At 41.9% G+C, this 26,262-nt stretch carries 25 protein-coding genes; 8 read left to right on the top strand and 17 right to left on the bottom strand.

Annotated features, from left to right (window positions below):
* Positions 1-437: 437 nt before the first annotated feature.
* From rpmG to radC, 3 genes are all read right to left on the bottom strand, one after another.
* Positions 438-608 carry a 50S ribosomal protein L33 gene (gene rpmG, locus K1M91_RS10280; RefSeq protein ID WP_232801664.1) on the bottom strand — a complete coding sequence of 57 codons (171 nt, stop codon included), beginning with the start codon at positions 606-608 and terminating at the stop codon, positions 438-440.
* Positions 609-618: 10 nt separating this feature from the next.
* Positions 619-855, bottom strand: a complete 237-nt coding sequence (rpmB, locus tag K1M91_RS10275) for a 50S ribosomal protein L28 (protein WP_232801663.1) — start codon at positions 853-855, stop codon at positions 619-621.
* A gap of 144 nt (positions 856-999) precedes the next feature.
* Positions 1,000-1,674, bottom strand: coding sequence for a DNA repair protein RadC (gene radC / locus K1M91_RS10270; RefSeq protein WP_232801662.1), 675 nt, complete (start codon positions 1,672-1,674; stop codon positions 1,000-1,002).
* Between the two features lie 132 nt (positions 1,675-1,806).
* Between radC and coaBC the strand changes: the two genes are divergently transcribed.
* From coaBC to mscS, 4 genes are all read left to right on the top strand, one after another.
* Complete coding sequence (gene coaBC, locus K1M91_RS10265; RefSeq protein ID WP_232801661.1) at positions 1,807-3,003, top strand: bifunctional phosphopantothenoylcysteine decarboxylase/phosphopantothenate--cysteine ligase CoaBC; 1,197 nt, start codon at positions 1,807-1,809, stop codon at positions 3,001-3,003.
* 13 nt (positions 3,004-3,016) lie between these two features.
* Positions 3,017-3,472 (top strand): dUTP diphosphatase, encoded by a 456-nt coding sequence (gene dut, locus K1M91_RS10260; RefSeq protein ID WP_232801660.1) that lies wholly within the window; start codon positions 3,017-3,019, stop codon positions 3,470-3,472.
* Positions 3,473-3,554: 82 nt separating this feature from the next.
* Complete coding sequence (slmA, locus tag K1M91_RS10255) at positions 3,555-4,148, top strand: nucleoid occlusion factor SlmA (protein WP_232801659.1); 594 nt, start codon at positions 3,555-3,557, stop codon at positions 4,146-4,148.
* A 213-nt stretch (positions 4,149-4,361) separates the two neighbouring features.
* Complete coding sequence (gene mscS, locus K1M91_RS10250) at positions 4,362-5,192, top strand: small-conductance mechanosensitive channel MscS (protein ID WP_232801658.1); 831 nt, start codon at positions 4,362-4,364, stop codon at positions 5,190-5,192.
* Between the two features lie 75 nt (positions 5,193-5,267).
* Here mscS and K1M91_RS10245 read toward each other — a convergent pair whose 3' ends face one another.
* Both K1M91_RS10245 and K1M91_RS10240 read right to left on the bottom strand, forming a co-directional pair.
* Positions 5,268-6,779: a hypothetical protein gene (locus K1M91_RS10245; RefSeq protein ID WP_232801657.1), complete on the bottom strand. Its 1,512-nt coding sequence runs from the start codon at positions 6,777-6,779 to the stop codon at positions 5,268-5,270.
* Between the two features lie 343 nt (positions 6,780-7,122).
* The gene (locus K1M91_RS10240; RefSeq protein WP_232801656.1) at positions 7,123-7,371 is read right to left on the bottom strand and encodes a hypothetical protein; all 249 of its coding nucleotides are present in this window, start codon (positions 7,369-7,371) and stop codon (positions 7,123-7,125) included.
* Between the two features lie 350 nt (positions 7,372-7,721).
* Here K1M91_RS10240 and K1M91_RS10235 point away from each other — a divergent pair, with 350 nt between their 5' ends.
* The 3 genes from K1M91_RS10235 (at position 7,722) to K1M91_RS10225 (ending at position 11,783) form a co-directional block, all read left to right on the top strand.
* On the top strand, positions 7,722-9,266 hold the full coding sequence (locus K1M91_RS10235; protein WP_232801655.1) for a hypothetical protein: 1,545 nt from the start codon (positions 7,722-7,724) through the stop codon (positions 9,264-9,266).
* A 393-nt stretch (positions 9,267-9,659) separates the two neighbouring features.
* On the top strand, positions 9,660-11,084 hold the full coding sequence (locus K1M91_RS10230; RefSeq protein WP_232801654.1) for a hypothetical protein: 1,425 nt from the start codon (positions 9,660-9,662) through the stop codon (positions 11,082-11,084).
* A gap of 321 nt (positions 11,085-11,405) precedes the next feature.
* Positions 11,406-11,783 (top strand): DUF2799 domain-containing protein, encoded by a 378-nt coding sequence (locus K1M91_RS10225; RefSeq protein WP_232801653.1) that lies wholly within the window; start codon positions 11,406-11,408, stop codon positions 11,781-11,783.
* Positions 11,784-12,204: 421 nt separating this feature from the next.
* On the opposite strand, the gene K1M91_RS10220 is transcribed toward K1M91_RS10225, so the two are convergent.
* The 7 genes from K1M91_RS10220 to rph all read right to left on the bottom strand — a co-directional run bounded on the left by K1M91_RS10220 (position 12,205) and on the right by rph (position 17,261).
* Entirely contained in the window at positions 12,205-13,173 is a 969-nt protein-coding gene (locus tag K1M91_RS10220) for a hypothetical protein (RefSeq protein ID WP_232801652.1), read from the bottom strand.
* Positions 13,174-13,211: 38 nt separating this feature from the next.
* Positions 13,212-13,379, bottom strand: a complete 168-nt coding sequence (locus K1M91_RS10215; protein ID WP_232801651.1) for a hypothetical protein — start codon at positions 13,377-13,379, stop codon at positions 13,212-13,214.
* A gap of 31 nt (positions 13,380-13,410) precedes the next feature.
* Positions 13,411-14,052, bottom strand: coding sequence for an SMI1/KNR4 family protein (locus K1M91_RS10210; protein ID WP_232801650.1), 642 nt, complete (start codon positions 14,050-14,052; stop codon positions 13,411-13,413).
* Positions 14,053-14,231: 179 nt separating this feature from the next.
* Complete coding sequence (locus K1M91_RS10205; RefSeq protein WP_232801649.1) at positions 14,232-14,873, bottom strand: SMI1/KNR4 family protein; 642 nt, start codon at positions 14,871-14,873, stop codon at positions 14,232-14,234.
* 179 nt (positions 14,874-15,052) lie between these two features.
* A complete protein-coding gene (locus tag K1M91_RS10200; RefSeq protein ID WP_232801648.1) occupies positions 15,053-15,697 on the bottom strand; it encodes an SMI1/KNR4 family protein in 645 nt (214 codons plus the stop codon).
* A 188-nt stretch (positions 15,698-15,885) separates the two neighbouring features.
* The gene (pyrE, locus tag K1M91_RS10195) at positions 15,886-16,527 is read right to left on the bottom strand and encodes an orotate phosphoribosyltransferase (RefSeq protein WP_232801647.1); all 642 of its coding nucleotides are present in this window, start codon (positions 16,525-16,527) and stop codon (positions 15,886-15,888) included.
* A 17-nt stretch (positions 16,528-16,544) separates the two neighbouring features.
* Complete coding sequence (gene rph, locus K1M91_RS10190; RefSeq protein WP_232801646.1) at positions 16,545-17,261, bottom strand: ribonuclease PH; 717 nt, start codon at positions 17,259-17,261, stop codon at positions 16,545-16,547.
* Positions 17,262-17,671: 410 nt separating this feature from the next.
* Between rph and K1M91_RS10185 the strand changes: the two genes are divergently transcribed.
* Positions 17,672-18,535, top strand: coding sequence for a YicC/YloC family endoribonuclease (locus K1M91_RS10185; RefSeq protein WP_232801645.1), 864 nt, complete (start codon positions 17,672-17,674; stop codon positions 18,533-18,535).
* Positions 18,536-18,668: 133 nt separating this feature from the next.
* Here K1M91_RS10185 and K1M91_RS10180 read toward each other — a convergent pair whose 3' ends face one another.
* Genes K1M91_RS10180 through K1M91_RS10160 form a run of 5 tightly spaced genes read right to left on the bottom strand, consistent with a single transcriptional unit; the run spans position 18,669 to position 26,200 of the window.
* Entirely contained in the window at positions 18,669-20,768 is a 2,100-nt protein-coding gene (locus K1M91_RS10180) for an AIPR family protein (RefSeq protein ID WP_232801644.1), read from the bottom strand.
* Positions 20,746-21,738: a PD-(D/E)XK motif protein gene (locus tag K1M91_RS10175; protein WP_232801643.1), complete on the bottom strand. Its 993-nt coding sequence runs from the start codon at positions 21,736-21,738 to the stop codon at positions 20,746-20,748. Before K1M91_RS10175 ends, K1M91_RS10180 begins: the two co-directional genes overlap by 23 nt.
* Positions 21,728-24,520, bottom strand: coding sequence for a Z1 domain-containing protein (locus K1M91_RS10170; protein WP_232801642.1), 2,793 nt, complete (start codon positions 24,518-24,520; stop codon positions 21,728-21,730). The genes K1M91_RS10175 and K1M91_RS10170 overlap by 11 nt, the downstream gene beginning before the upstream one ends.
* Entirely contained in the window at positions 24,508-25,866 is a 1,359-nt protein-coding gene (locus K1M91_RS10165; RefSeq protein ID WP_232801641.1) for an ATP-binding protein, read from the bottom strand. Before K1M91_RS10165 ends, K1M91_RS10170 begins: the two co-directional genes overlap by 13 nt.
* On the bottom strand, positions 25,859-26,200 hold the full coding sequence (locus tag K1M91_RS10160; RefSeq protein WP_232801640.1) for a hypothetical protein: 342 nt from the start codon (positions 26,198-26,200) through the stop codon (positions 25,859-25,861). Before K1M91_RS10160 ends, K1M91_RS10165 begins: the two co-directional genes overlap by 8 nt.
* Positions 26,201-26,262 lie beyond the last annotated feature (62 nt).

Here is a 26,262-nt window from a genome sequence, read left to right as displayed (position 1 = left end):
TTTACTTTTGGCGAAGCAAATTATAACCCTTTACCATGCTGCTCAAAAATCCATCGCGAAAGATCAACACGCCCTAGCATTAAGCACACCAATAAAAATTTTTCGTGACCGACTGCAGCCATTGGTAAATGCGGATGATGCTTATAAGTCAGCTAGATCAACATGAGGTAGGGTTTATACCCAATCAACCTGGAGATGCTTGATTTCAGCAAGCGTTACAGGCGTTTAGGCAAGGCATTGATGCAGATAATGGCTTTCCCCTTATCAAAATCACTTATTAGCGGTCATTTATTTTGCAGGGACAGATCTTTAGCTGGGGAAATAATTGGCCTAATTAAGCCACTTAAACCAATCAACACTTGAAGCTGTGTGCTGAAAGAAATCTCGGATATAAAAAAACCCAGCGAGGCTGGGTTTTTTAAAAAGAGAAGAATCAATTACTTGATCTTGCCTTCTTTGTACATTACGTGCTTGCGAACTACAGGATCAAACTTTTTGATCTCGAATTTCTCAGGCATGTTACGCTTGTTCTTGTCAGTCGTGTAGAAGTGACCAGTACCAGCGCTTGAGTTCAAACGAATTTTTTCGCGACCGCCTTTAGCTGCCATAATCTATCTCCTAAACCTTCTCACCACGGGCACGGATATCAGCTAATACTGTATCAATACCTTTCTTATCGATGATACGCATACCTTTAGTAGTAGTACGTAATTTTACAAAGCGGTTTTCGCTTTCAACCCAAAAACGGTGCGTTTGTAGGTTAGGTAGAAAACGGCGTCTTGTTCTGTTTTTCGCATGTGATACGTTGTTACCTACAGCTGGACGCTTACCGGTAACTTGACATACTCTTGACATGTCACTCTTCTCCAAATATAACTTTCTTGCTCGAGCAATATTAGTGCCTCGTGTGGCCGTCGCCCGAGGCACTACGAGGGCGCATTTTATACAGTAAAGCCCATATAAGATCAACACAATGTTCAAATCTGGTCGAATTTTCAGCTAAATCCACCCTCTTTCAGCAAAAGAAGCGGTTTCGCCGTCACCAACAACTAAATGATCTAATACTCTCACATCGATCAATGCGAGGGCTGCGACCAGCCTTTCGGTGATCCGTCGATCAGCCTGACTGGGCTCGCAAATTCCCGACGGGTGATTATGCACTAAAATAATCGCCGCTGCATTCGCTGTTAACACTTGTTCTACCACTGCACGCGGATAAACCGCTGCACAGTCGATGGAGCCATGAAATAACTCGACAAAATTGAGCACCCTATGCTGATTATCGAGCAATAAAGCAGCGAACACTTCATTTTTATAATCACGCATTTTCGCCATTAAATATTGCCGAGTAGCCTGTGGGCTGGTCAACGCGTCCTCTTTTTGCATTTTTTCTTCTAAATAGCGCCGACATATTTCAACCACGGCTTGCAGCTGCACATATTTTGCCGTTCCAAGTCCCTTGCCTTGGCAAAATACCCCTTGTTGAGCATTTAAAATTGCGCGCAGCGAGCCGAAATCATTCAGTAAATGGCGAGCTAACTGCACTGCATCAAGCCCAGCGCAGCCTGTACGTAAGAAAATCGCCAATAATTCAGCGTCCGACAACGCCTGCGCCCCTTTATCCAATAACTTTTCACGCGGCCGCTCGGCTGCGGGCCATTGCTTAATACCCATTTGCTCTCCCTGCACACTAAGGTGAACGAAATCACTAATCCCTTAAATCTAGTCGATGGCTATGATCCAAGTAGGGGAAATTGGCAATTAAGTTATGCTATCGTTGCGCTTTATTTTTTCTTGGGCTGAAACATGAACCTTCATAATAAAAATATTTTATTAGGCATTTGCGGCGGCATCGCCGCTTATAAGTGCGCAGAGCTGACACGTCGACTCAAAGATCATGGCGCCAATGTCCGTGTGGTCATGACCCAGTCGGCCAAGGCCTTTATTACACCGTTGACCATGCAGGCGGTCTCTGGCAACCCAGTGTCTGATAGCCTGCTGGATCCTGCTGCTGAAGCGGGCATGGGCCACATTGAACTAGCCAAGTGGGCCGATTTGATTTTAGTCGCCCCTGCCAGTGCCAACACCATTGCGCGTTTAACAGCTGGCATTGCCGATGATTTGCTGTCTACTTTATGCCTTGCCACGCCTGCGCCCATTGCTATCGCCCCCGCAATGAACCAGCAAATGTATTTAGCACCAGCAACCCAAGCTAACCTAACCACTTTAAAACAGCGTGGCACGTTGATCTGGGGGCCTGCACAAGGTCAACAGGCGTGTGGTGATGTTGGCCCTGGCCGCATGTTAGAGCCGGATGAGCTTGTCCAACATTGCCAGCAGCAACTTAACCCAAACCAAGACTATGCTGGCATTCGTGTATTAATCACCGCAGGCCCAACTCGTGAGCCAATCGACCCAGTGCGTTATTTATCCAATCACAGCTCTGGCAAAATGGGCTATGCCTTAGCCCAAGCAGCGCAACAAGCCGGTGCGACAGTCACGTTAGTGTCAGGCCCTGTTAACTTAACGCCACCAGCAGGCGTAGCAGTGGTCAATGTGATGAGCGCCCTTGAAATGCACCACGCCGCCACATCACGCAGTGCTGAACACGATATATTTATCGGCTGTGCGGCTGTTGCCGACTATCGCCCAGAATCAGTAGCAGATAACAAAATCAAAAAAAGTAATGATGAGCTAGTCGTAAAAATGGTAAAAAACCCTGACATTTTGGCCGATATCGCTAATAGTGAGCCGCGACCATTTTGTGTTGGCTTTGCCGCCGAAACCCAAGATGTGGAACACTACGCCAAAGACAAACTGACACGCAAAAAGTTAGACCTAATTGCCGCTAATGATGTAGCCAAAGCTGGCCAAGGATTTAACGCGGAGCAAAATAGTCTCACGGTATTTTCAAAAACAGACGCCATCCATATCCCATTAGCCAGTAAACTTGACGTGGCCAATGCGTTATTGAGTTTGGTTTTGATCCATTATAAAAAATAATAAGACAGCACAAATGAAACAAATAGAATTAAAAATACTCGACCCACGCATCGGTAATGAGTTTCCGTTACCTGCTTACGCTACGCCCGGCTCGGCAGGGATGGATTTACGCGCATGCTTGGACCAAGCGGTAACATTAGCGCCCGGTGATACGCAATTGTTGCCAACAGGGCTGGCAATCCACATTAACGACACCAGTCTTGCCGCCACCATTTTGCCGCGCTCAGGCCTAGGCCACAAACACGGCATTGTGCTTGGCAACTTGGTTGGGTTAATTGATTCTGATTACCAAGGACAACTAATGGTGTCGTGCTGGAATCGCGGTAAAACCACGTTTGTCATCGAGCCTGGCGAACGTATTGCACAACTCGTTTTTGTGCCTGTAGTGCAAGCACAGTTTGAAATAGTGGATGAATTTGCTAGCAGTGAACGCGGTGAAGGTGGCTTTGGTCACTCAGGCCGTCAATAAGCTTGTCGCTTAGAGTTAATTACGCACTAAAACGCATCGGTAAACACGCCTTTTAGGTAACAGTTTGGGTAAAGGAACATTCATGTCAGGAACCAATAAAACCAACCGCAAAGAGCAAATCTTACAAGCGTTAGCACAAATGCTTGAAACAGCGCCGGGACAACGGATCACGACCGCTAAGCTCGCTAAAGCCGTTGGTGTATCAGAAGCGGCTTTGTACCGCCACTTTCCTAGCAAAGCGCGTATGTTTGAAGGCTTAATCGAGTTTATTGAAGAATCGCTGCTGTCGCGAATAAACCTGATCTTAGAAGAAGAAAAAGACACGTTTAATCGTATTCATCACATACTGCACTTGCTACTTAGTTTTACCGAACGTAACCCCGGCATCACTCGTATTTTAACTGGCGATGCTTTATTGGGCGAAAACGAACGCTTACGTGAGCGCATTCAAGTATTGTTTGAAAAGCTAGAGATACAGCTCAAGCAAGTATTACGAGAAAAACGTTTACGTGACGGTAAGGGCTTCAACTTAGATGAAGGTATGTTGGCCAACTTGCTGTTGGCATTTGCTGAAGGGAAAATAAACCAATACGTGCGCACTCAATTTAAACGCAAGCCCACCGCAGATTTTGATGAACAGTGGGGCTTTATTCGCAATCAGCTACTCAACAGTTAATACCGCTATACTTAGCGCAGGGGTAGCATTGGCCTTATTTAACGCAAGGTACTGCATTACCTTGCGCTCACCGAATGATTAATCTGCTTCATAACAATTATAAAAAATGATTACCTTGGCAGAACTTGTTGCCTATTGTTTATATCATTTTTTGCGCTAATATACTGGCGAAAAATAAATCCCCAACCTTCTCCAAATTAAGGAACCATTTAAATGGACGAAATCATAAAAGAGTCTGGCTCTTGGTTGCAAAACAACCAAGGTCTACTAATTGAATACGGTGTAAACATTGCCGCTGCGGTACTGATCTTATTCTTTGGTTTTATCGCCGCTAAAATGGTTGCTGGCGGCTTAGCTAAAGTAATGGGTTCTAAAGGCCTAGACAAAACAATTGTTGATTTTGTTGCTGGTTTAGTTCGTTACGGCATCATTGCATTTGTCATCGTCGCCGCCCTTGGCCGTGTTGGCGTACAAACCGCCTCGTTCGTTGCTATTATCGGTGCCGCCGGTTTAGCGATTGGTTTAGCACTACAAGGCTCACTGTCTAACTTTGCATCTGGCGTGCTACTTATCCTATTTCGTCCTTTCAAGGCGGGTGACTACGTTGAAATTGCAGGCACTGCAGGTTCGGTAGACTCAATCCAAATCTTCTCTACCGTATTAACAACACCAGATAACAAGGTAGTTGTAGTACCAAACTCAGCTGTATTTGGTGGCAACATTGTCAACTACTCGCGCCTGCCTACCCGCCGCGTAGATATGGTGATCGGCGTTAGCTACAAAGCTGACCTAAAACAAACTCAAGATGTATTAAGAAGGATTGTAACAGCACATGAGAAAGTGCTAAAAGATCCGGCGCCGACTATTGAGGTTGTTGCATTGGCGGATTCATCCGTTAATTTCGTGGTTCGCCCTTGGGTGAAAACACCAGACTACTGGGCGGTTTACTTTGATCTCAATAAGCAAATCAAAATTGGCTTGGACGAAGCAGGTATCGAAATTCCATTCCCACAAATGGATGTGCATTTAAATAAAGTGGCATAAACCACTCCATGCCTGAAATAAAAAAGCCCACTAACGTGGGCTTTTTTATATTTTGGGTTATGGCCGTAATCGACTTTACTGCTGTTTGTAGACCATTGCTGACGAAGTATCATCGGTATCATGGGTTAGCGGCCCATCGGTACGACCTGCCGCAATCAGTTTATCGTCGAGTAATCCAACACTGTTAATATAGGTATTTCTGGTACCAGCAATATTAACAAATGACTTGGGATCCAAAAGCTGACCTTGCGGTAATACTTTGTAGAAGCCATCACCAGCGCTGAGCCAGCTATTACTATCAACCTGAGTAAAACCATTAATACCATAAAGGTAAAGATCTTGGTTTAACCAACTAAGCCCGCGCAGTAAGTCTTCCTTATTCAGGTCGAGAAAGTCATGAATATAGGTACGGTCTGCTAAATTGACGCGATAAAAGCTGATATCCCATTCGGTGGTATAATTATTACCGCTAGGGAATTTATCTCGACGACTATTGGCGCCGACATATAAGGTATTAGCCTTAATCAACGCATCGGCAATAACGTCACTTTCACCACTGTCGAGCAGCGTTTCAAACTCTAGCTCACCCGCGAAGTTGTAGCGTTTCAGTACAATGTGCGTATCCAGCAGTCTATCTAGATCGGGAGTAAATTTAGTTCCAAATCGGTGGTTATAAGCAGCTAATGAATTCATATTGCGACTGGACAAAGTAAAGATATGCCCTTGTTCATCAACAGCAATATGACTCAGGCCACCAAAGCTACCAACATAATAATCCCAAATAGAAACCACCTGACTCCATTGCTGAGCATAGTTTTCATCAAAAAGGCTCAATTTCAAGCCTTCGTAATTATACGAAACCAATAATTTTTCTTGTTGGCAATGTAGCTCCACATTACCAATATGACTGGAATAATTAATAAAATTAGTAAATGTTACTTTATGGTTCGGCGCCGGGGGGCGGGTATTTTCTTTAAGGGTAAACTCGCTGACCAGATACTCCTCCTTAGTAAAAGGAGGGAGGTAATAGTTTTCAGAATAAGGGTCGGTTAACAAGGTTTTATGCTCTAATTCACCCGCACGGGTGTACTTTTCTAGCTGAAGAGCAAACTCTTTCCCTTGTGAAGAATCAGCGCTATTTTCAACATACCTGGCTAGGCTATATTCACCCGAGTCATGGATACAAATATCTGCAAAACCCCCTGAAACGACCTCTTGCCTTAATACATTCTGCTCTTTATCCATTAAAGCAAAAAAGCCTTTACTATCTTTATAGTCATCTGAAGCAAGATATTGGCCTACGATGATTGACTGACCATCATTAAACTGCACCAATTTATTAATCGACGCATTTTTGCTCTTGCTAATATCACCAATTTTAACGAGTTGGTTATTGGTAAAGCCAGCATGCTCAATAAAACTAATTTTTGTTTCAATAGGAGGTTGCTCTGGGGTTGGGGTCACCGGAGCCGGTGTTGGCGTTGGCACGCTAGGCGGATCAGATGGTTTAGTCGGATCACTTCCCCCGCCGCCGCCACCACAAGCCGACAAAGCAAAGCACAGCGTTAATAAAAACAATGGTTTCATACTTCCCTCCACAATTAATGCCAAACAGCTGGCATAATAATGATATTGATTATCAGTTGATAAATTTACCCAAAATGCTCATTAATTGATACTTTTTTGCTCTCAATCTTACAATTTCTAACAAAAAATGTGGCTGGAAAACATCAGGCATAGCGCTTGAATCAGGTTACAAGATTTATCTGTTTGGCGCTTAACGGGGAGACTTAGATCGAACTGGACGAGCGGTATCAAGACTTGATGACAGCACCTTTGCTTTGACTGGATGCCATACCCTCGCTCATGTTTAAAATGACAAAGCCCACGCTTGTGAGCTTTTTGATATATTACAAGTTAACACATCGACCTAATGCACGCGAGGTGGGCCATTTCGCACCAACTCTTTGCCATTTTCATACACATCTTGCGATACCCAACGCCCTAACAACAGCTGATGTTGGCTATCGAGCACCGCAACAAAGGGTTTACCATCGGCATTACTCGTCGCTAACGCCACCCCTGCCACATCATTCAGCCCTAAGCTGCCACTTTCTACCGCTAGCAAAAACGCTTCTAACTCAGACAAGGTTTCAATCACATTTTGGTCATCAATCATTAAACTGCTCACTCTTTCGACTCGGCTCAATCGGCAACACTATACCGATAATAGGTAGGTTTAACAGACTACTGAAAATAATTTCATCTTTTATCCTGGTAATGACGTAGAGGTTTTTGTCCCCCTTTAGCGCAAATGTATAGCCGGTCCCAAATCTTCTCTAAGTGTTAACTTTTCATTAAAATTAAATTACTTAATTAGCAATAAACTAACTCTATTTTGAAGCCTTTCTAACTAGCACATAATGAAACATTTGCAAAACATATAATTCAAAACTACCCGAACGGGTAGTTTATGACTTACACGATATTGATATATTATTGACAACAAAATCTCAACATGGATATATCATGAAACTAACAAAAATTGCGAGTGCAATCCTACTGAGCTCAGCCTTAGCTGCGTGCGGCGGTAATTCTTCGAAAAGTACAAATGATGGCAACCCAGTCATCACCCCTAGCATTACACCTTCCGAGGAGCCAGCACCGGTCACTAATCAAAATATTGATGGTCAACTTGTGGTCCCCGTGAGCTTGACAACTAGCGCTCGCGCAGCAATAAAGCCTATCCAATCTCGTGATACTTCGTGTCCAGATGTTCCTGACGGCTATATGCCACTTAATGGTGCCACTGTACAGTTAAGGGATGTGGCAGGGAATACAGTTAGTGAAGATGTCATTACTGATATTTGTGGTAAATTCGTTTTTGTTGTTCCCGACAGCTTAGTTAGTAGCATAGAAAAAGTTGTCGCAAACAAAGAAGGCTTCCGACAGCTAATAAGTGATGTTGAAAACTTCTTAGCCAGCAATGCTTCAAAAGTCGTTTCAACGGTTGAGAATGATGCAAAATTTGTACTATCTGGTTTTAGAAAAACCAGCAACAACAGCATTAACTTCATTATCACTGACTCCAAATCCAAAAAAGCCGTATTAGGCTTACCTACGTCATCGTTTCAGTTCTCTCTAGACTCACAAGCTATTGCGGCGAAAAAGATTACCGGCTCACAAAATATCGCTGGTGACTCAACATCACTTGCCATTACTCTAGATGCTAGCGGTTCAATGAGTGTTCCAGTACTTGATAGCAATGGTAATTTCATTCCGGCCTCCGATTCGAATCCTCATACGCGTTACAGCCTTGTCGCCTCCTCTACTCATCAATTGATTGATATGACCAAGGCTAACGATCCTGATGCAGAAATTGCGGTTACTCTCTTCTCAACGACTATTTATTCAATGACAGACAGCACCATCGCGCAATATTTACAACTATTCGATAACAATGATACAGAGATTCAGTATTCTATAAACAGTACCACTGGATTTGTAAAAGATGTCCCAACACTGCATACACTAATTGATCTATATAATCCGCATTCAGATATCTATGACCCATACTTTACGCCTGTAGCCAGCCGCCATCCTGACCGCACCGACAATATTCACCATGCAAGTTGGTATCCTTTTGGCGGTGGAACTGCATTTTACGACAGTATTGATGCGGCTATTACACAATTAGCTAATGCTAATGTGGCAAAACCAATGATCGTTGCGCTAACCGATGGCTCTGATAATAATTCAAGCAATAGTGCAGATGATATTATTGCGAAAGCTAACCAATATAACATTCCCGTTAATATTATTGCCGCTAGCGATTCGTTTGATCAAACCAGTGTGGATGCAATGAAAAAAATTGCGAGCAACACTGGCAGTGAATACTTTGATGTTACTAACCTCGCTGATTTAGGTGGCTTCTTGTCAGGCATTTCGACTCGGGTCACTTTTAACTACAATGCAGACTTTAATGAAACCTTCGCTTCAGGCCAAAAACTAACTATCAGCTTAACTGCTAGCGATGGCAGTGTTATAACTTATCCAGAGCAGATTATCCCATAGTAAATAATAACTTAGTCATAATAACAAGGAGAGCAAGTGCTCTCCTTGTTATTTTTTCAGGGGCTTTCAAATCATTATCGCGATACGCTTTTAAAGACTCAATTAACGTCGCCATTTTTAGCTTTTGGCTAGCAATTCAATCTCAGCTCTACTTAAGCTTATCGCGATCAAATTGTGTATATTTTTTTACCGTAAAGTTGTTTTCAGAGATGACAACACAAAACGCATAGAGATATATCCAGCTCGCTTTCTTGGGAAGCATACTTGCCTTTTATATTAAGACCTCCATCTTATTCAATCAACTTACATATCAAAATGATTGTTTTTTGATATTTAAAAGGTAAGATTCTGTTTTTTACATTTTTGTGACTATTATTTTAAATGGAGTAACACATGAACCACAACTTAGTCTTTAGCACCTTAGCCTTATCTTTAGCGCTTACCGCCTGTGGCGGCGGAGGTGGTGGTTCAAGTGCAACCGATTCAAACCAAGGCACTACACCTCCCAGCGTCGCAACGCCAACACCGGTGCCAGATGTCACCCCAGTAAATAGCGTACAAGTAACAGTGATCGATGATTACCTACAAAACGCTCTAGTATGGTTAGATCTCAATGGCGACTTTATTTATCAAGCCGATGAGCCTTCAGCCACCACCAATGAAATGGGCCAAGCAACGCTAACCTACCCAGAGAATATTGACTGGACCGAATACCACCTTGTCGCCAAGGCCACTGCTGGTGCCACCATTGATACCCGTACTGGACAAGCCGTCACCCGTGATTATTACTTAACCACACCGAAACAAAAATCCGTCATCACACCACTCACCTCATTAGTGCAAGGTTATGTCGAGCAAGGTGAAACCTTAGAAAATGCTGAAAAGCTTATTTGCCAGCGCGTTAACGCTGAAAACTGCCGAATTTATGATGACTATATTGCCACCAAGGCGGATCAACTATTAGGCTACTCGCGTGCTTACATGCACATCATGCCCAATGGTAATAATAGCATCGATTTCGCAATAGCCCTTGATAATGCAGCCAGTGTCGATCTTGCCATGAATAATTGGCTGAAAGACAACAATCTCAACATTAATGGCGTCAACTGGGCAGCCCTTAACATTATACAAAACAGCCTTGACCAACTCGTTTTCAGTAGCCAGTTTAGTTCGGCATATAACAATGGTCGCAATATGGTGCTGTTACAGCTAGCAGGCGAGCTGCACAGTGCCGTTGCAGACAGCATTAAACTAGGCCTCAGACAAGACTGGCAAATCGCTGAGACGAACATCGGAACCTTTAACTGTACTAACGGCGGCACCCAAACTAACACCGGCGCAATCAATTCAGCAACCCAAGGTGGCGCAGGCGCGATTGTTGAGAAAGTCGTACAAAACAATTGCTCATTTTACCAAGGTGGCGAAGTGTTTAATTCAACTAAAGACTTCCAAAGCCAGTTAACCCGTAATGCACAAGGCAAGCTACTTAGCCAAACTAACACTTTATCGTTTACAAACAACTACACCGCAGGCCTAGCCGGTATTGCTAGCACACTCAAATTAACTGGTGAAGCAAACTATCAATCAGCAGGTGCTAACTACCAAACCAGCATCAATGGCTACGCTAAGCTGAGCTACAAAGGGGAAAATTATCATTTTTCATTCAGCAACCCTACAAACCAACCTTTAGTCATAAACGGCCAAATATCATCAGGGAAAATCATTATCCGTGAAAATAACCAAACCACCGAACTGATTATTAATGAATCAGGTTGGTGGCTTGATGGTGAAAAAGTGCATAGCCCAATCAGCTACTAATTCTAAAAAGCAGCCACTCCCGTTAGGCTTACCTAAGCTAACGGGATTCAACCTATAATGATAGAGCTAATGAGATTTGGCTTAACTAAAAGCCTTAAACGGCAACCCCCTCAAGTAATAAAGCATTAACTTAACTAATAAACAATGGGTTAAACAGGCAACACCGTTTAAGCTAGAGCCCCCTCAAACAACTTATCACTTTGGACGATAACAGCTCTCCCTGCTAATATTGGATAAGCTCAAACGAATATTTATTCACTTGGCTGACAGTAACAATCAGTGGCTCGTGAGTTGAAAGAATACTAGCAATGGAGAGTCGTGATGAAGTCGTTATTAATAGTCTTGGTACTCGCATTACAAGTTGGCTGTGCATCATATGACACCATGGAACAGCAACCTGAAATGAATAACCCACAAGCATGGCACGCTTATGGCGAAGAGCATGCAAATAAAGGCTTTATTCAACATTCAAAACAGGGCTTAGCAAAAAAATGGGGCGTTAGTATTAATACCCTAAATGACCAAGCGTTCAATGCTTATAATAAAGGCTACATGATTGGTAAAAAACAGTACTGCAGTCAAAATGCGACATGGTTGGGTGCAACTGGCCAAATCTATCGCGGTATCTGTGACGACATAGACCCTTTCTATCGCCAGGACTATATGAATGGCTTACGGTCTCATCTAGGTAGAATGTAACCCCTAGTTTAAATTCACTTATTACCTAAAAACACACAAGACTTAAACAAAAATCGGCCTCAGGCATAACCTGAGGCCGATAATGCAGGAAATATCAACTCGTCGACTTTTTCATTAACCGAATAGCCGAGCTAACTTATTCTTGTGCATACTCTTTAACTTGATAACGCTGACCAGCAATTTCGGTCCACCAGCCATATTGGTCAACTTCATAAACGGTTTCAACGGTGTTTTCAAAAACAGAGACTGAGCCAGAAGTAAACCGATGTTTGCCTGTTACAGGGTGAGGATATGGGTAATATAAGGTATCGGTATCTTTGCCTATTTTAAACAGATAAAGTTGGCCGTTGACGGTCAGTTTAATGATCCCTGTTGATCTAGCAGCAAAGTTTTTGTTGGCAGCATTATAGCTTGCTACGCTTTAGGCTTTAGCTTCTGTCGTGAAATCAACTCCTTCCGCGTAAGCATTGCTAGCAAGGTTATAATCGACTTGACCCGATTGCTTGAGTAAATCACCACCAAAAGCGCTATTTTGATAAGTACCTTTGTACTCAATCATGCCATTTTGCACCATGTCACGCTCTAAATACGATAAGGTACATTTATCAAATACTTCCGCGCCTGTTACCACAACCCCATCGACAGTATTAGGCACCTCACCCACTTGAAACGCTTTACCTGTGCTACCCGATTTTGCGCACGGAACTGAAATAGAAGTGCTTTGACGATTTAAGCCCATCTCTACCGCGGCAGTGGCTAATCTCTCTAAGCTGGCAGATAGCGTAACTAAGGCGATATCACGATTAGCTAAGTAATCTTCCGCCATCGCCGTATTCACTTGTGCGATACCGGCTTGGTCTAATACCACGTCAACTAGTTGCCAGTTAATACTGTCACTGTCTAATTGGTTGTCTAGCTGCCATTGAGCGAGGGCGTCATCAATTTGTTGTGCGTTATCAAGCGCTAAACTAAAGCTCACTTCACTGCTAGCGCCACTGGGCATAATATTCATGTAAGCGCGGGCATGGCCCAATTGCACATGGTCTTTATCAGCCACATAATCTTTAAATAAATCACATTGGTTTTGCCCTAAACGCTGACAAACCAAAGCTACCGCATCATCCAACAGCTGGCCTTGGTCAACATAACCTTGGGTCAAACTGGTTAATGGCGTGATCACGTTTTTCCCTTTTGGGGTGGTGAGGTAATAATCGCGCGTTACGGTTTTGCCGGTGCGCATATCCACGGTTTCACCGGCGATGGCTTTGGCCACTAAGTGATAGTCGTTAACGCTGTATTGTTCGGAGTAATCAAGGGTAGCGACCCCATTCGCGTTAGTTCTTGCCGATGGCTCGTTGGCATCAAATAAAAAGTCGCCGTCTAAATCCATCCATACCAAAGCATTGCTTAAATAATCACCAACAACCGTTACATTCGTGCGTAAAGTGTTCGCTGGCGGCTCGATTGTTGGCGCAACCGTTGGGGTAATGGCTCGCTCAGCACTGCTGCCGCTAGGTGAGCCCCACCGCCACAACCGACTAAACCGACTAAACCAGTAGCCAACAATAGCGCAATGGGGGTTAGTTTAAACGCCATACTATTTCCTTATAAAATATAGATGGCAAGATTACGGCTCGCCTTGTTCTTTAACTTGGTATTGTTCACGCGTTTCTTTGTAATCCTCTAAAAAACGATTTCGACGCCATTCATAGTCTTTTTCATTTCGAATAACATCTTTAACCGATTCCAAGTATTCATCCACATTCAGCTCTTTTTCATAAGGAATTTTATCTAAAAATGCCTCAAAGCTATGGGCTAACAGGCAGTAGCGCTTATTAAGCCAGTAATAAATGCCACCGGCCCCTTCGCCTTTTACCTTCATTAAAAAAATATTATTGGCATGACCGTCGGCGATAGGAATGTAGTCGGGGTCTAGCCCGTAATCTAAGGTATACTCGCTATATTGCTCGTTGAGAGAATCACGATCCAGTAATCCATTGCTGGGTTTTCCTGTCTCACGAAACGATGCAGCATAGAATACTCCTAGGCTTACACCGCCTGTTTCATAAGGCATGTCACTAAAGTTATTTCCGTCTGGATCGGTTAACGGGACAGTTGCGGGGCTCAGGTACGCAGCACCAAAGCGCAATAGAAAAGCCTTATAAGCATCTGGCAAGCTAGTGACAATACGCTTCTCAAACTCTGCAATATATGCTTCATCAATAACATGACAAAAACTGGTAATTTTAAATTTGGTCACATCTAACACTAGTCCTCTCCTACCTCTTCTAACTGACAATTACTATCTTTTTCAAAGTTGCAATTATCACTGAGCTGTTTGTAAATTGATTGGCCGCCAGAATGGGGTACTCCTACATGGCCTCGGTTGTTTATTAACGGATATTTAAATAGCTGTCCTATTGCGCTAAAAAACACTTACTAGCGAGATTACGGCTCGCCTTGCTCTTTAACTTGGTATTGCTCACGCATTTCTTTGTAATTCTCTAAAAAACGATTTCGACGCCATTCATAGTCTTTTTCATTTCGAATAACATCTTTAACCGATTCCAAGTATTCATCCACATTCAGCTCTTTTTCATAAGGAATTTTATCTAAAAATGCCTCAAAGCTATGGGCTAACAGGCAGTAGCGCTTATTAAGCCAGTAATAAATGCCACCGGCCCCTTCGCCTTTTACCTTCATTAAAAAGATATTATTGGCATGGCCGTCAGCGATGGGGATGTAGTCGGGGTCTAGCCCATAATCTAAGGTATATTCGCTATATTGCTCATTAAGGGAGTTGCGATCCCGTAATCCATTGCTGGGTTTTCCTGTCTCACGAAACGATGCAGCATAAAAAATACCTAAATCAACATCACCCGTTTCATAAGGCTTATCACTAAAAGGATGTCCATCAGGACCGGTTAATGGGACATTACTTGGCCTTAACGATGCCGCGCCGAAACGCAGTAAGAAAGATTTGTAATCTACGGGCAACTTAGCTCCTATTCGTTGCTCAAAAGCCTCAAGGTATTCGGCAGTAATTGCATCGCAATAGTTAATAACTCTGAATGGTTTAACATTAATCATTAATCTTCCCCAATTTCTTCTAATTGATAATCACTATTTTTTTCAAAGTTGCAATTATCACTGAGCTGTTTGTAAATTGATTGGCTGCCAGAATGAAATGCTCCTGCATGGCCTCGGTTTTTTATTAACGGATATTTAAATAGCTGTCCTATTGCGCTAATAAACACTTACTAGCAAGATTACGGCTGGCCTTGCTCTTTAACTTGGTATTGCTCACGCATTTCTTTGTACTGACTCTTCCATCGCTCTGCTCTTCGCTCAATCATTTTCTGATCCCCCTTAGCAAACTCTTTTAATTCAACCATGTATTCATCGAAAGTCTGCTCTTTTTCATAAGGGATTTTATCTAAAAATGCCTCAAAGCTATGGGCTAACAGGCAGTAGCGCTTATTAAGCCAGTAATAAATGCCACCGGCCCCTTCGCCTATGACCTTCATTAAAAAGATATTATTGGCATGACCGTCGGCGATAGGGATGTAGTCGGGATCTAGCCCATAATCTAAGGTATATTCGCTATATTGCTCATTAAGGGAGTTGCGATCCCGTAATCCATTGCTGGGTTTTCCTGTTTCACGAAACGATGCAGCATAGAATACTCCTAGGCTTACACCGCCTGTTTCATAAGGCATGTCACTAAAGTTATTTCCGTCTGGATCGGTTAACGGGACAGTTGCGGGGCCCAGGTACGCAGCACCAAAGCGCAATAGAAAAGCCTTATAAGCATCTGGCAAGCTAGTGCCAATACGCTTCTCAAACTCCGCAATATATGCTTCATCAATAACATGACAAAAACTGGTAATTTCAAATTTGGTCACATCTAGCACTCGTTTTCTCCGATTTTTCCTAATTGATAATCACTATTTTTTTCAAAGCTATAGTTATTACTGCGTTATTTGTAAATTGATTGGCCGCCCGAAAGATAAACTCCGACATAGCCGTACATCGCAACCAATAAAATTGCAAAAGGGAGGCCGAGGCCTCCCTTTTTTGATGATACAACTTTACAGGCTAATTAAATGCCGTATTGCTCGCGATAAGCCTTAACCGACTCAAGTGACGCCGCCATTTCTGGCTTTTCGCTTAAGTATTCAATCAAATCATTCAGCTCAATGATTGAAATCACTTTCGCATTGTAATCACGTTCAACTTCTTGAATTGCCGACAACTCGCCTTTACCTTTTTCTTGGCGATCCAGCGCAATCAACACGCCCGCTAATGACGCGCCGCACGCTTGGATAATATCCATCGACTCGCGGATAGCGGTGCCCGCCGTGATCACGTCGTCCACCAGCATGATACGACCGTTTAGATCCGCGCCGACTAATGAGCCGCCTTCACCGTGATCTTTCTTCTCTTTGCGGTTAAAACAGTAAGGTGTGTCTACTTGATAGCCATCAAACAACGCCACCGCGGTGGTGGTTGCAATCGGAATGCCTTTGTAAGCAGGGCCAAACAGCACATCGTATGCAATGCCTGAATCTTGCAACGCTGCTGCGTAAAAACGACCCAGCTTAGCTAAATCGCCACCGCTATTAAACAAGCCAGCGTTAAAAAAATAAGGACTGGTGCGGCCAGATTTTAAAGTGAACTCACCAAACTTAAGCACCTGTTTGCTCAGAGCAAATTCAATAAAGTCGCGTTGATATTGTTTCATCGATAAGTCCCCTTTAATTATTCTGCTAGTGCAGCTTTTTGCGCCGCCACTAAATCGTCAATGCCGGCTTTCGCTAACGCCAACATTTCCAGTAGCTCTTCATGGCTAAATGGCGCTTCTTCTGCCGTGCCTTGCACTTCAATCATCTTGCCGCATTCCGTCATTACCACGTTCATGTCGGTGTCAGCCGCTGAATCTTCAACGTATTCCAAATCACATAGTGCTTTACCGTCAACAATACCTACTGACACAGCCGCGATCATGTGCTTGATTGGGTTAACTTTTAACGCGCCCTTGTTGATGAGGTAGTTAATCGCATCGGCTAATGCCACAAAACCGCCAGTGATAGACGCCGTGCGCGTGCCGCCATCAGCTTGGATCACGTCACAATCGATAGTAATGGTGTTTTCGCCTAGGGCTTTTAAGTCAACCGCAGCGCGCAATGCACGAGCGATTAAACGAGAGATTTCTAAGGTACGGCCGCCTTGCTTGCCTTTCGCCGCTTCACGCTGGTTACGGGTATGAGTTGCGCGTGGCAACATGCCGTATTCAGCCGTGATCCACCCTTTACCTTGGCCCTTTAAGAAACGTGGCACCGACTCTTCGACACTGGCTGTACAGAGAACTTTAGTATTACCAAACTCAACTAATACCGAGCCTTCAGCATGCAAAGTGTAGTTACGAGTGATGGTTACAGGACGAACTTGAGCGGGGGTTCTGCCATTTGGGCGCATAGATAATTACCTAGATTAAAAAAACAGCCGCCATTATAAGCCCAAAGTAAAAGGGATCCACCTTTGCTGAGATTTTCTCCGTAGGTTTATATGAATGACTCATTGCGGCCCGTTCGAGTGACCATAGAAATACAGCTAAAAAAGCTGCTTGGATCGGGGTTAACTGCCACAGCTAACAAAAGCTCACTGACTAGGTTTTTCACTTTTTCCAGACTAATTAATCCATTCCTACTTCATATCAATCATGCGTTTAAGCGATATAAAACGAGCAAAAAACCCTTCGATAATTAGCCCCTCATACATAAACAAGCAGGGTTAAAATCAAAGTAAAGGCGACAAAACCAGAGAAGGGTTTGCGCGCTGCGTTTTTGCTCTTATAATTCGCCCACTGCAATTAACAAGAGACGCTTATGATCCACAGTATGACAGCCTATGCCCGCAAACAATTCAAGGGCGATTGGGGCAGCGCCGTATGGGAAATCCGTTCAGTCAATCAACGTTATTTAGAAACCTATATTCGTGCGCCAGAACAATTTCGTGGCTTAGAACCTGTGATCCGCGAAAAACTACGCAAACGCATGCAACGCGGTAAACTCGAAGTTAATTTACGTTTTGAAGCTGCACAGAACAACGCTGCCGAACTGCAAATTAATCAAGCCCTTGCCAGCCAAATCATTGAGCATGCGCAATGGGTAATGGAAGAATGTGGCCGTGGCCAACTTAACCCTATCGACGTACTGCGTTGGCCAGGCGTAATGGAAGCACCAGAGCAAGACGTTGACGCCCTATCAAAAGAGCTACTCGCCGCACTCGACACCACCATTAATGAATTTTTAGAAGCGCGTGCCAGCGAAGGTGCCAACTTAAAAGTATTCATCGAACAGCGCTTAGAAGAAATCAGCAGCCAAGCTGCCTTTGTTCGCACTAAAATGCCAGAAGTAATGGCATGGCAACGCGAGCGCCTTAGCAACCGCCTAGCCGAAGCGCAAGTAGAACTAGAGCCTGCTCGCCTAGAGCAAGAAATGGTGATGCTAGCGCAAAAAGTCGACGTAGCCGAAGAGCTCGACCGCCTTGACTCACACATCAGCGAAACCCGTAACATCTTGAAAAAAGGCGGTGCCATCGGCCGACGCTTAGACTTCATGATGCAAGAGTTTAACCGCGAAGCAAACACCTTAGCATCAAAGTCGATCAATGCTGAAATCACTAACGCATCGGTTGAATGTAAGGTATTAATTGAACAAATGAGAGAGCAGATCCAGAATATCGAATAGTTTTTTCACACGTCCAACAACATTCTTAAAGCCCTGTTATTTGATTGTAAATAAAGGGCTTTTTATTTTTCCCGTCCAAATCGGTTTACTGATGTCCGTTACCAGTTGCTATTTAAGTGGTGGGGTATTTTTGCTAAATAAAGTCAAAACCTTCACTATAAGCACTCTCTCGTATTCTTAACGCTTCAACGCTCTGTTTATCCGAAGGCAACCCCCCTCCAACATGCATCTTATAGCATTTTTCCGGCAGCGATATATTTTTGTGATAAGTAGGGTAGCCCTTGGATTTATAAAACGCCGCTATCGCTTTCCACTCTTCCAGTTTGACGTCTATTATGCCGGTCTGAGCTTCAATTTGAGACCCTGCTTCATTTATGTTCTTGTTATCCAACTTCTTTTCTTTTATCTCGCTACTATCGTGAACGTCAGAGTCAGCAAGTATATCCAAATCAAAACTCAAAAGTTTAAATGCTTCCCAGCCTTTTGGTGATTTACAAAATTCAGAGGGGTTACCTTGCCCGCCTCTAAATGCCGGATCTAATATTTTTTCTCTTACGAATTGACCTAAGACTTCAATTTGTTTTGATAGCGTAGGAGAGATATCTTGATTTTGAAAAATTCGAGAAAGATTAATATCTTTCTTCTGTTGGATTAATAAATATCTCAGGAATGCTAAAGTATAAGTGACCGCCTCAGCCTTAAAACCACTCTCGTCCTTGTACCAATCTGATTTAAAGATGGTTGAATCAGCACTTTTAAATAGTATTGCTTTTGCTATGAGCTCTCGATAAAACGCATGCTTAAACAGCGTTTCATCCTTGTTATACTCTTCAGAAATTACTTCACCAAGTAATTTCAAGTTAGCTTGAGCCCCCTTTTTCACTTCATTAGGTTTCATTCGCCATGTATTTTCAAACTTAGCCATGTCTGTTTTTGAAAACTTCTGGTTCTTTGGAAACTCAAGCATAAAGCGGTCTTTTTGTGCCTTGGTAAGAGCTCGAATTCTTGTCGTATATTGTCCCCTGGCACGCTCATAAAACCATTTAGTAGATAACCCTGTTTCACCCGCAGGCATAGGAATTGAAAGCGCTAACTTTTCTAAGTTTCTGTGGAATGGGCGATTTGATACTAAGTCTGACTTTTGAATAGAGTTTTGAGTGTTCGCATACTGACTTATTCGTGACTTTAGATTTTCGATTTTTTCTTCATCACGGATTACAGTAAGCTTCATTTGAACAAAAACCTTATCGAGGTCGATATCCTTATACAGCTTATCTCCGATTCCACCTTTTTCTCGTGGAGCAAAATAAATCGACGCGGTAGTCTGACCTCCATTTACTATTTGAAGGTTGTCGAGTTTAGAAATAACTTGAACACCACCAACATTAGCAAATTCCACATTAGTTGCAGTGCACGTTAATCCATTGTTATAAGCAAAAAAATTCTCAGGCTCCGTTAGCAAGGCCTTCCTAATACCGTTATTGACTGAAGACCGAAAATCTAGGAACGTTCGAACATTCGCTTCAAGCAAACGCTGTCCGAACTCATCATATATTTCGCTGAGAACTTTTCCAGGCATAACACACAAATAAGTGAGGGTGTTTTCATCATCCGTATTTGCGGGCAAATTATTGAGGCCATTACAAACACTGAGAAAATCTATTGAGAAAGGCTCGTTTTCTGTTCCAGATTCAGACAAAGTCTTTAACCTCTCTAAATCCCAAATTTCTATAGAAGTTGACTTTTCTCTTATTGGCTCAATAGCGACCTTTTTTACGCGGTCACTGAGTTTTCTTGTGCTAAGAACAACAACTCTAAACTTTAAAACGTTTGGCAAATAAAAACTCATAGAGTCAGCTATTACCTTATCTGTTGACTCCTCAAGCGCATCCAAAAAGCTCACATCATCTATCTTTTCTAAAAATCTGGAGACATTTTTACCCAACTTAATCAAGTCCGTTTTGGTAATAGTTTGAATATCTTCACTATCCTCAAAATCTGTAATAATGCCACTCAAGGTCTTTTCCAAGGGGTTCCAGCTATACCCATCTATCTTCATATACTTGTTTGAATTTCTGTATGGGTGGTACTCAATATTATCCAGAATTCCTGCTTCTGATATAGATTCAGAAATAAGCTCAAAGAATTTTTCTTCATCAAAACAAAGATTCTTCTCCGCTGATAACTTCACTCCATTTATTAACTCATTTTTAAACTGTAGTAGCGGTTCCATAATCAACGATCTCCCTTAATGTTTTTGAAGCCTTATATTTCTCAAGCGAATTACCATCGATTGTGTACTTAGCTTTCAATATTTTCTCATGAGGTAAATTTTCCGGGACTATTCTCGGAAAATCGTCAGTCACCTCATAAGCAGTCATGCTGATATCAATGAATTTTCTTGCCAATTCAGCATCATTTGCCTTGCCATACTTTTTAGCGATTTTATGCAAAAACTCAGATTTCAGGGCATCGTCTTCGTCAATTAGAGTAATGCATTTATCAACCAAATCAGCCACTGTCAGTCCGGACAATCCTAGGCTCTCATTTACCCTCAGAGTAATTAGGTAAAGAGAGTTCGTAACCTTTTGAAGCTGCTCTATTGAGGATATTTTGAGGTCATTGTTATCACCTACAATGCTTGTTTTTATCTCGAAAGCATAATCCCCGAACGTGAAGTCCTGCTTCTTGTTTTCTGGCCCAATCCAAGCTTTAAGTGCTTCTTCGGAACCGAAAAATTCAACGAAATGACTGTGGAATATAAACAGCTCCCCCCAAAATCCAATCAACTCCCTAAAGCCTAATCCAGATCTGGACGGCTTCAAGAACTCACTCCATGAGTAAATTCTCGCTATAACACTACGAAACAGGTTTAATCCGCCATATTCTGACGAGTATGCCGCGACATCCTTAGCAATTGTGCGGAACTTATCAAACATTTCTGCATCTAAAAGAGTACAAACAAGCCGCGTCTTATCTGAGATCTGATCTAATTGAATACTTAGGCAATCTAATCTATTGACAATATCAAAGTCGAAACTTCCATTCTCTTCTACAAAAAACAAAAAGTTTCCTTCTGCATTAACAGAAACCCAAAATCTAGCATCCTCTTTATACAACCTTCTAGCTGATGACGGATATGATCCTACATCGATCCCCTCCCAAGGGTTATCTTTGAAAAAATCTTGGTATCTATTCGTCATCTTCTTCGTACTCCATTACTTGCTCTTCATTTAACACTTTCCATATTTGATTTACCACGTAGGAAACTTTTGCATCTCTAGATATCCGATCAATTTCCTTCTTCGATTTTCCTTTTAGATTTTCATGCACAGGAAAAGAAATTGAGTAACTAATAGTTGGATCTTTGTGAGGAATACCCAGAATAACATCGTCATCTTTTTTGGCATTCTTTGGTAGCGTCCCTACGGCTAAAGTATAAATAATAAGTCCTGGCTGGCTACGCTCTGAGTTCCTAATATAATAAAATGAGTCAGACTCTTTTGTTGCATTATCCGGATTGTGTAAGAAATATTTTTCATCATGCTTGTCCCCGATCTCCTGCCTTTCCCAGCAAACAGTATTGCCGCTAGTAGACTTCAACAGTTTTCTTTTTGAGGGCTTTATTTCCGGCAGTCTTGGGTCTAAAGAAATCACGCTTGGCAATTCTGGATCACCATCCTGAACGGACTTCTGAGACCACCAAGTTTGTATTTCTTTATTAATATTCTTAACGCAGACAGTAAATTTAGGAAGATCTAATTTTTCTAACTTTGAAATATATTGCAATAATAAATCATCGGATACTTCACCTTCTACGTACTTTGTATTGGAAATAAAATCTCTAACGATAGAGTGATCAACATCGTAGAATACTGTTGAGCCATCTTTAGAGTCATATCTATTTAAACCTGCGTCAATTAGCTGGCTTATTAAGCTTCGGGCAACATCCATATTTTTCAGATTATTCTCATCTGAAACATAAAACTCATACTTCCTCAGTCTACGCCCAGCCAAATCTAAAGATCGCGTATGGCTATGAGCGGCATTCATTTTTTGTTTTGCTGTGATTAGCAACGCACCAGGGTGTTCTCTTACCTTGAGCCCGAACTCACCTGGAGTTTTCTTTTGCTCTGACATTCTTCCAAGCTCAAGATAAAGTTCGTCAATTGCGCCCGAGATAAATTCATACCACTCATAAGACTCCTCAGTAATGAACAACTTACATAGATCTTTGTATCCAGGTCTATATCCAAACCAGCGGCACATTTGCATTAATGTATCATAGGCTTTTGAGTTTCTTGTAAAATATGAAACTGTAAGGCCTTCTAGGGTTAACCCTCTAGAAAGCTTATGTCCCCCTATCACAATGGCCGACAGGCCATTCGCTTTATAAGATGAATAGTCTAAGTTTTCAGTAGATTTTCCGTGAACAGCAAATACCCTAGTCTTTCCGATAGCTCTTTTTAAATGCGGGTAAACATCTTCAAAAGTTTCGCTAACTTCGAAGAATTTGTTAAAACTATGTTGGATCTCCGAAATCGCTTCGCTCTTTACCAGAGCAGTCTCCAAAGGATATCCAAGTGCATAATCGGCTGCGTTGCGGATTTCATACATATACTCATCAACTAATTCGGCAATTTTATCTTGCAGAACGGTTAAGTGAGTCATGTTTATTAACATTGTATTATGAGCTTTTGGCACACCTCGAAGAGACCTCACTGCCACTGTGATCAGATAACACCTAATTGATTCTTTTAATGACTCAGGCAAAACACCAACAGGAGTATCTTTCTTACTTTTTGCAAGTAGGAGCTTTTCATTATCGTCAACGATGACTACTGGATCTCCTTTAGTGTCATTATTAGACTGGAAAAAGTGCTTTTGCCCCACATAGCTGTCAGGAGTTGGTATTCTGATCATAAAATCAGCTGGAAAGAGATCGTCACCGATATTTATATGTTCTTCGTCTGGATCAATAAATATATTTGCAAATGGAGTTGCGGTGTAACCAATATAAGTAGACCGATTAAAAAGAGATAAAATCTTTCTTATATTGTTATTGATTGCAGTAATATCACCTTTTTCGTGCTTGGTATTTATTGACGCATAATCAGCTTCATCATCAATTAACAAGAGTTGAGAGTTCAATTTTTGTCCTGCTTCAACATCTAGACTATGTTTTTCTGCGATCCATTCGTATAAATTATTTAGTACCGACGCCCATTTTTTTATAACAAAAACTATTGGAGCTTCTATTGAAAAATGAATGCCAAAACTATTGGCTACATTTTTTTTGAAGTCACCTTCTGTTGTTGTTAAGTACACAGCTCTTAAGTTTTCATCTCTGTATTTTCCAACTCCAATAGGAAGGCCGCTTTCATACCTCTTTTTAGACTCTCTACCGATTACCCCCTCATCTAACCGTTCTTGTGTCTGCGTTCTCAGCTCGTTTAGATGACCGCCTAATACGACAATAACTTTGTATCCAGAGTCTATGGCTTTATTTATTAAACCTAGATAGTTTTGCGTCTTACCAGACTGAACATTCCCCATTACTAGTCCTCGACGGTTCCACTTCCCCTCTTTATGTGGATCTCCTGAGCAATCTAGTATTTCATCAATAGTTCTTTCTGTTTCCTTGATAACGTCCAATGAACGACCCTGATCAATAAGATACTCTTTGTAGGCCTTCCAATAGTCCCACTCCAATTCTCCACGCTTATGATCTAACCACCTTTCAACTGTTGGGCTTGTTAAAATAATCGGGCGCTCGTCAATCTCTACATTTATATTTGTCTCGATTTTAAACTTTATCGTCTTCCAATCATCCTCACTAAACGTCTTATACTGTGGAAGCATCGATTTGAGCTGTTCAATAGTTTTTCCAATAAACTCCTCATCAACTTTTTCTCCAGATGCCTTAGCTTCGTTGAAAATTCTAAGAAGTGTATTAGTACAATCTTCGATCGCTACTTGTTCCATAGTTTTTTAAACCCTTCTAGTAAGTCGTCATAGCTAATATCATTCTGATTAATTTTATTGGGCTCTGAAGACATTTTTTCATAGATATGATGAATGGGAATTTCTTCTGATAAATGTTTAAAATACTCAATAAGATCAGATAACTGCTCTCTATCTAGAGTTACCAGCAGCTTCTTTAGAAGAGTGTTATCTTTAGATATTTCATAGCTAATGCTTTTCTCTCTTTCGTTTTCATTTACCTTCCAGAACGCATTAGCCTCTTCTAAACGCCCCCGATAACGATAAGTCTTTTGAGATCTTTTTATAGGTTCTCTAATCAACTGTTTTAGTTTCACTTTTACTTTATGAGGGATCTCAAGCGAGGATTTCTTAACATCTGTCGACCATTCTTCATCTAGGCTGGTGGGTACATTCACCTCAACTCTAGCCAACTTTCCAAGTTGTGATAGCCTAGTAAGGCCAAACCATCCCCCAGAGATAATTAGCCTGTTCGCCCTATAAACGTATAGCCCTTGACTAGCTGTAATTTGGTCTGCCCCACCTAAACTATCGAGGTCAGCTTTTGTCAATTTAGATTCATGAGGCAGTATGTGAACCCTCAGCTCAATACTTCCCCCCTTTTTAACTCTAAATTTTTGTGATGGGCCTTCTTGGTAACCGTTTCTATTTCTCAAAAATGGATCGAAATGCTCTAATTTTTGATAATTAAAATAAAAGCTTATCGCTTGTTTACCTTCCATAAATTTATGAAAATATAGTCGAACATAATTTTTTAAGCTGGCTAAATCTTGCCCCAAGATTGCTTGAAGTTCAGCTATTGGAAATCCATAATATTTACCAATGTTTTCCCATATTACAGCAGTTCCAGCTTGTCCAAGCACAATGTTAAACTTCGAGCACAACCCATCTGTTTCTTGCTCAGTGTGCTTAATTAATTTCCATGCATTCTTTTGCTCAACTAAATCTAAATCCCAAGTAGCACTCTGAACATTTGATTTTTCACACTTGCTAATAACCGTTAGCTTTCTCGCTTGAGAAAAACTAGCCATCTTCATCCCAGAACCAAACCGTCCTAAGTCAGACTCGCCTCTAATATCTGATGGATCTTTACAACCTATCCTCATAGAGTTGATTAGCGTATCTTCATCCATTCCGTAGCCATCATCTTTGATAACCAACGCCGCTTTTTCATCAACAACATCCATCTCTATAAAGATATTTTGAGACTTTGCCGTGACTGAATTATCGATGATGTCACTTATCGCAGAGTTTAGGTTATACCCTATTCTTGATAGCGTCTTTATATGGGATTTGGGGTTTGGCGATAGGTCAATATGTTCAGGCACGAGTAATTTCCTCCCAAGGAATATCCCAGTAATTCATTACCCTAGAAAGCGCCAAATTTTCCCTAAGTTCTAAACCGTCAGCCGATGCCGTTTCAGTCGCAATATTCAGCGCTGTTAGCCTGTCCTCTAATTCAGCTATTTTGTCGCAGTAATCTTCAAGCAAAAGATCCTCTTCAAAAAACTTTTCTATCCAAAAATCTATTTTTTTCTGATCAATGCTTGGGAAATTTCTCAAGCATGATTTTATAAGCTGTGACTCTTCTTCCTCCGATAAAACACCATCATTACAGGCGACGTATAGAGCTATCTTGATAATATTCTCCTCGTAAACCATGTTTATTAGCTCCTTCCTTATCCTTGTAAGCTAATTAATTGCATTCCCCTCGCTAAAATATC

The organism is Motilimonas sp. E26, assembly GCF_021278025.1.
Taxonomy (GTDB): domain Bacteria; phylum Pseudomonadota; class Gammaproteobacteria; order Enterobacterales; family CBDFNC01; genus Motilimonas.
The sequence above is the reverse complement of the archived record's forward strand: the minus strand, read 5'-3'. Positions and strand labels throughout refer to the sequence as shown.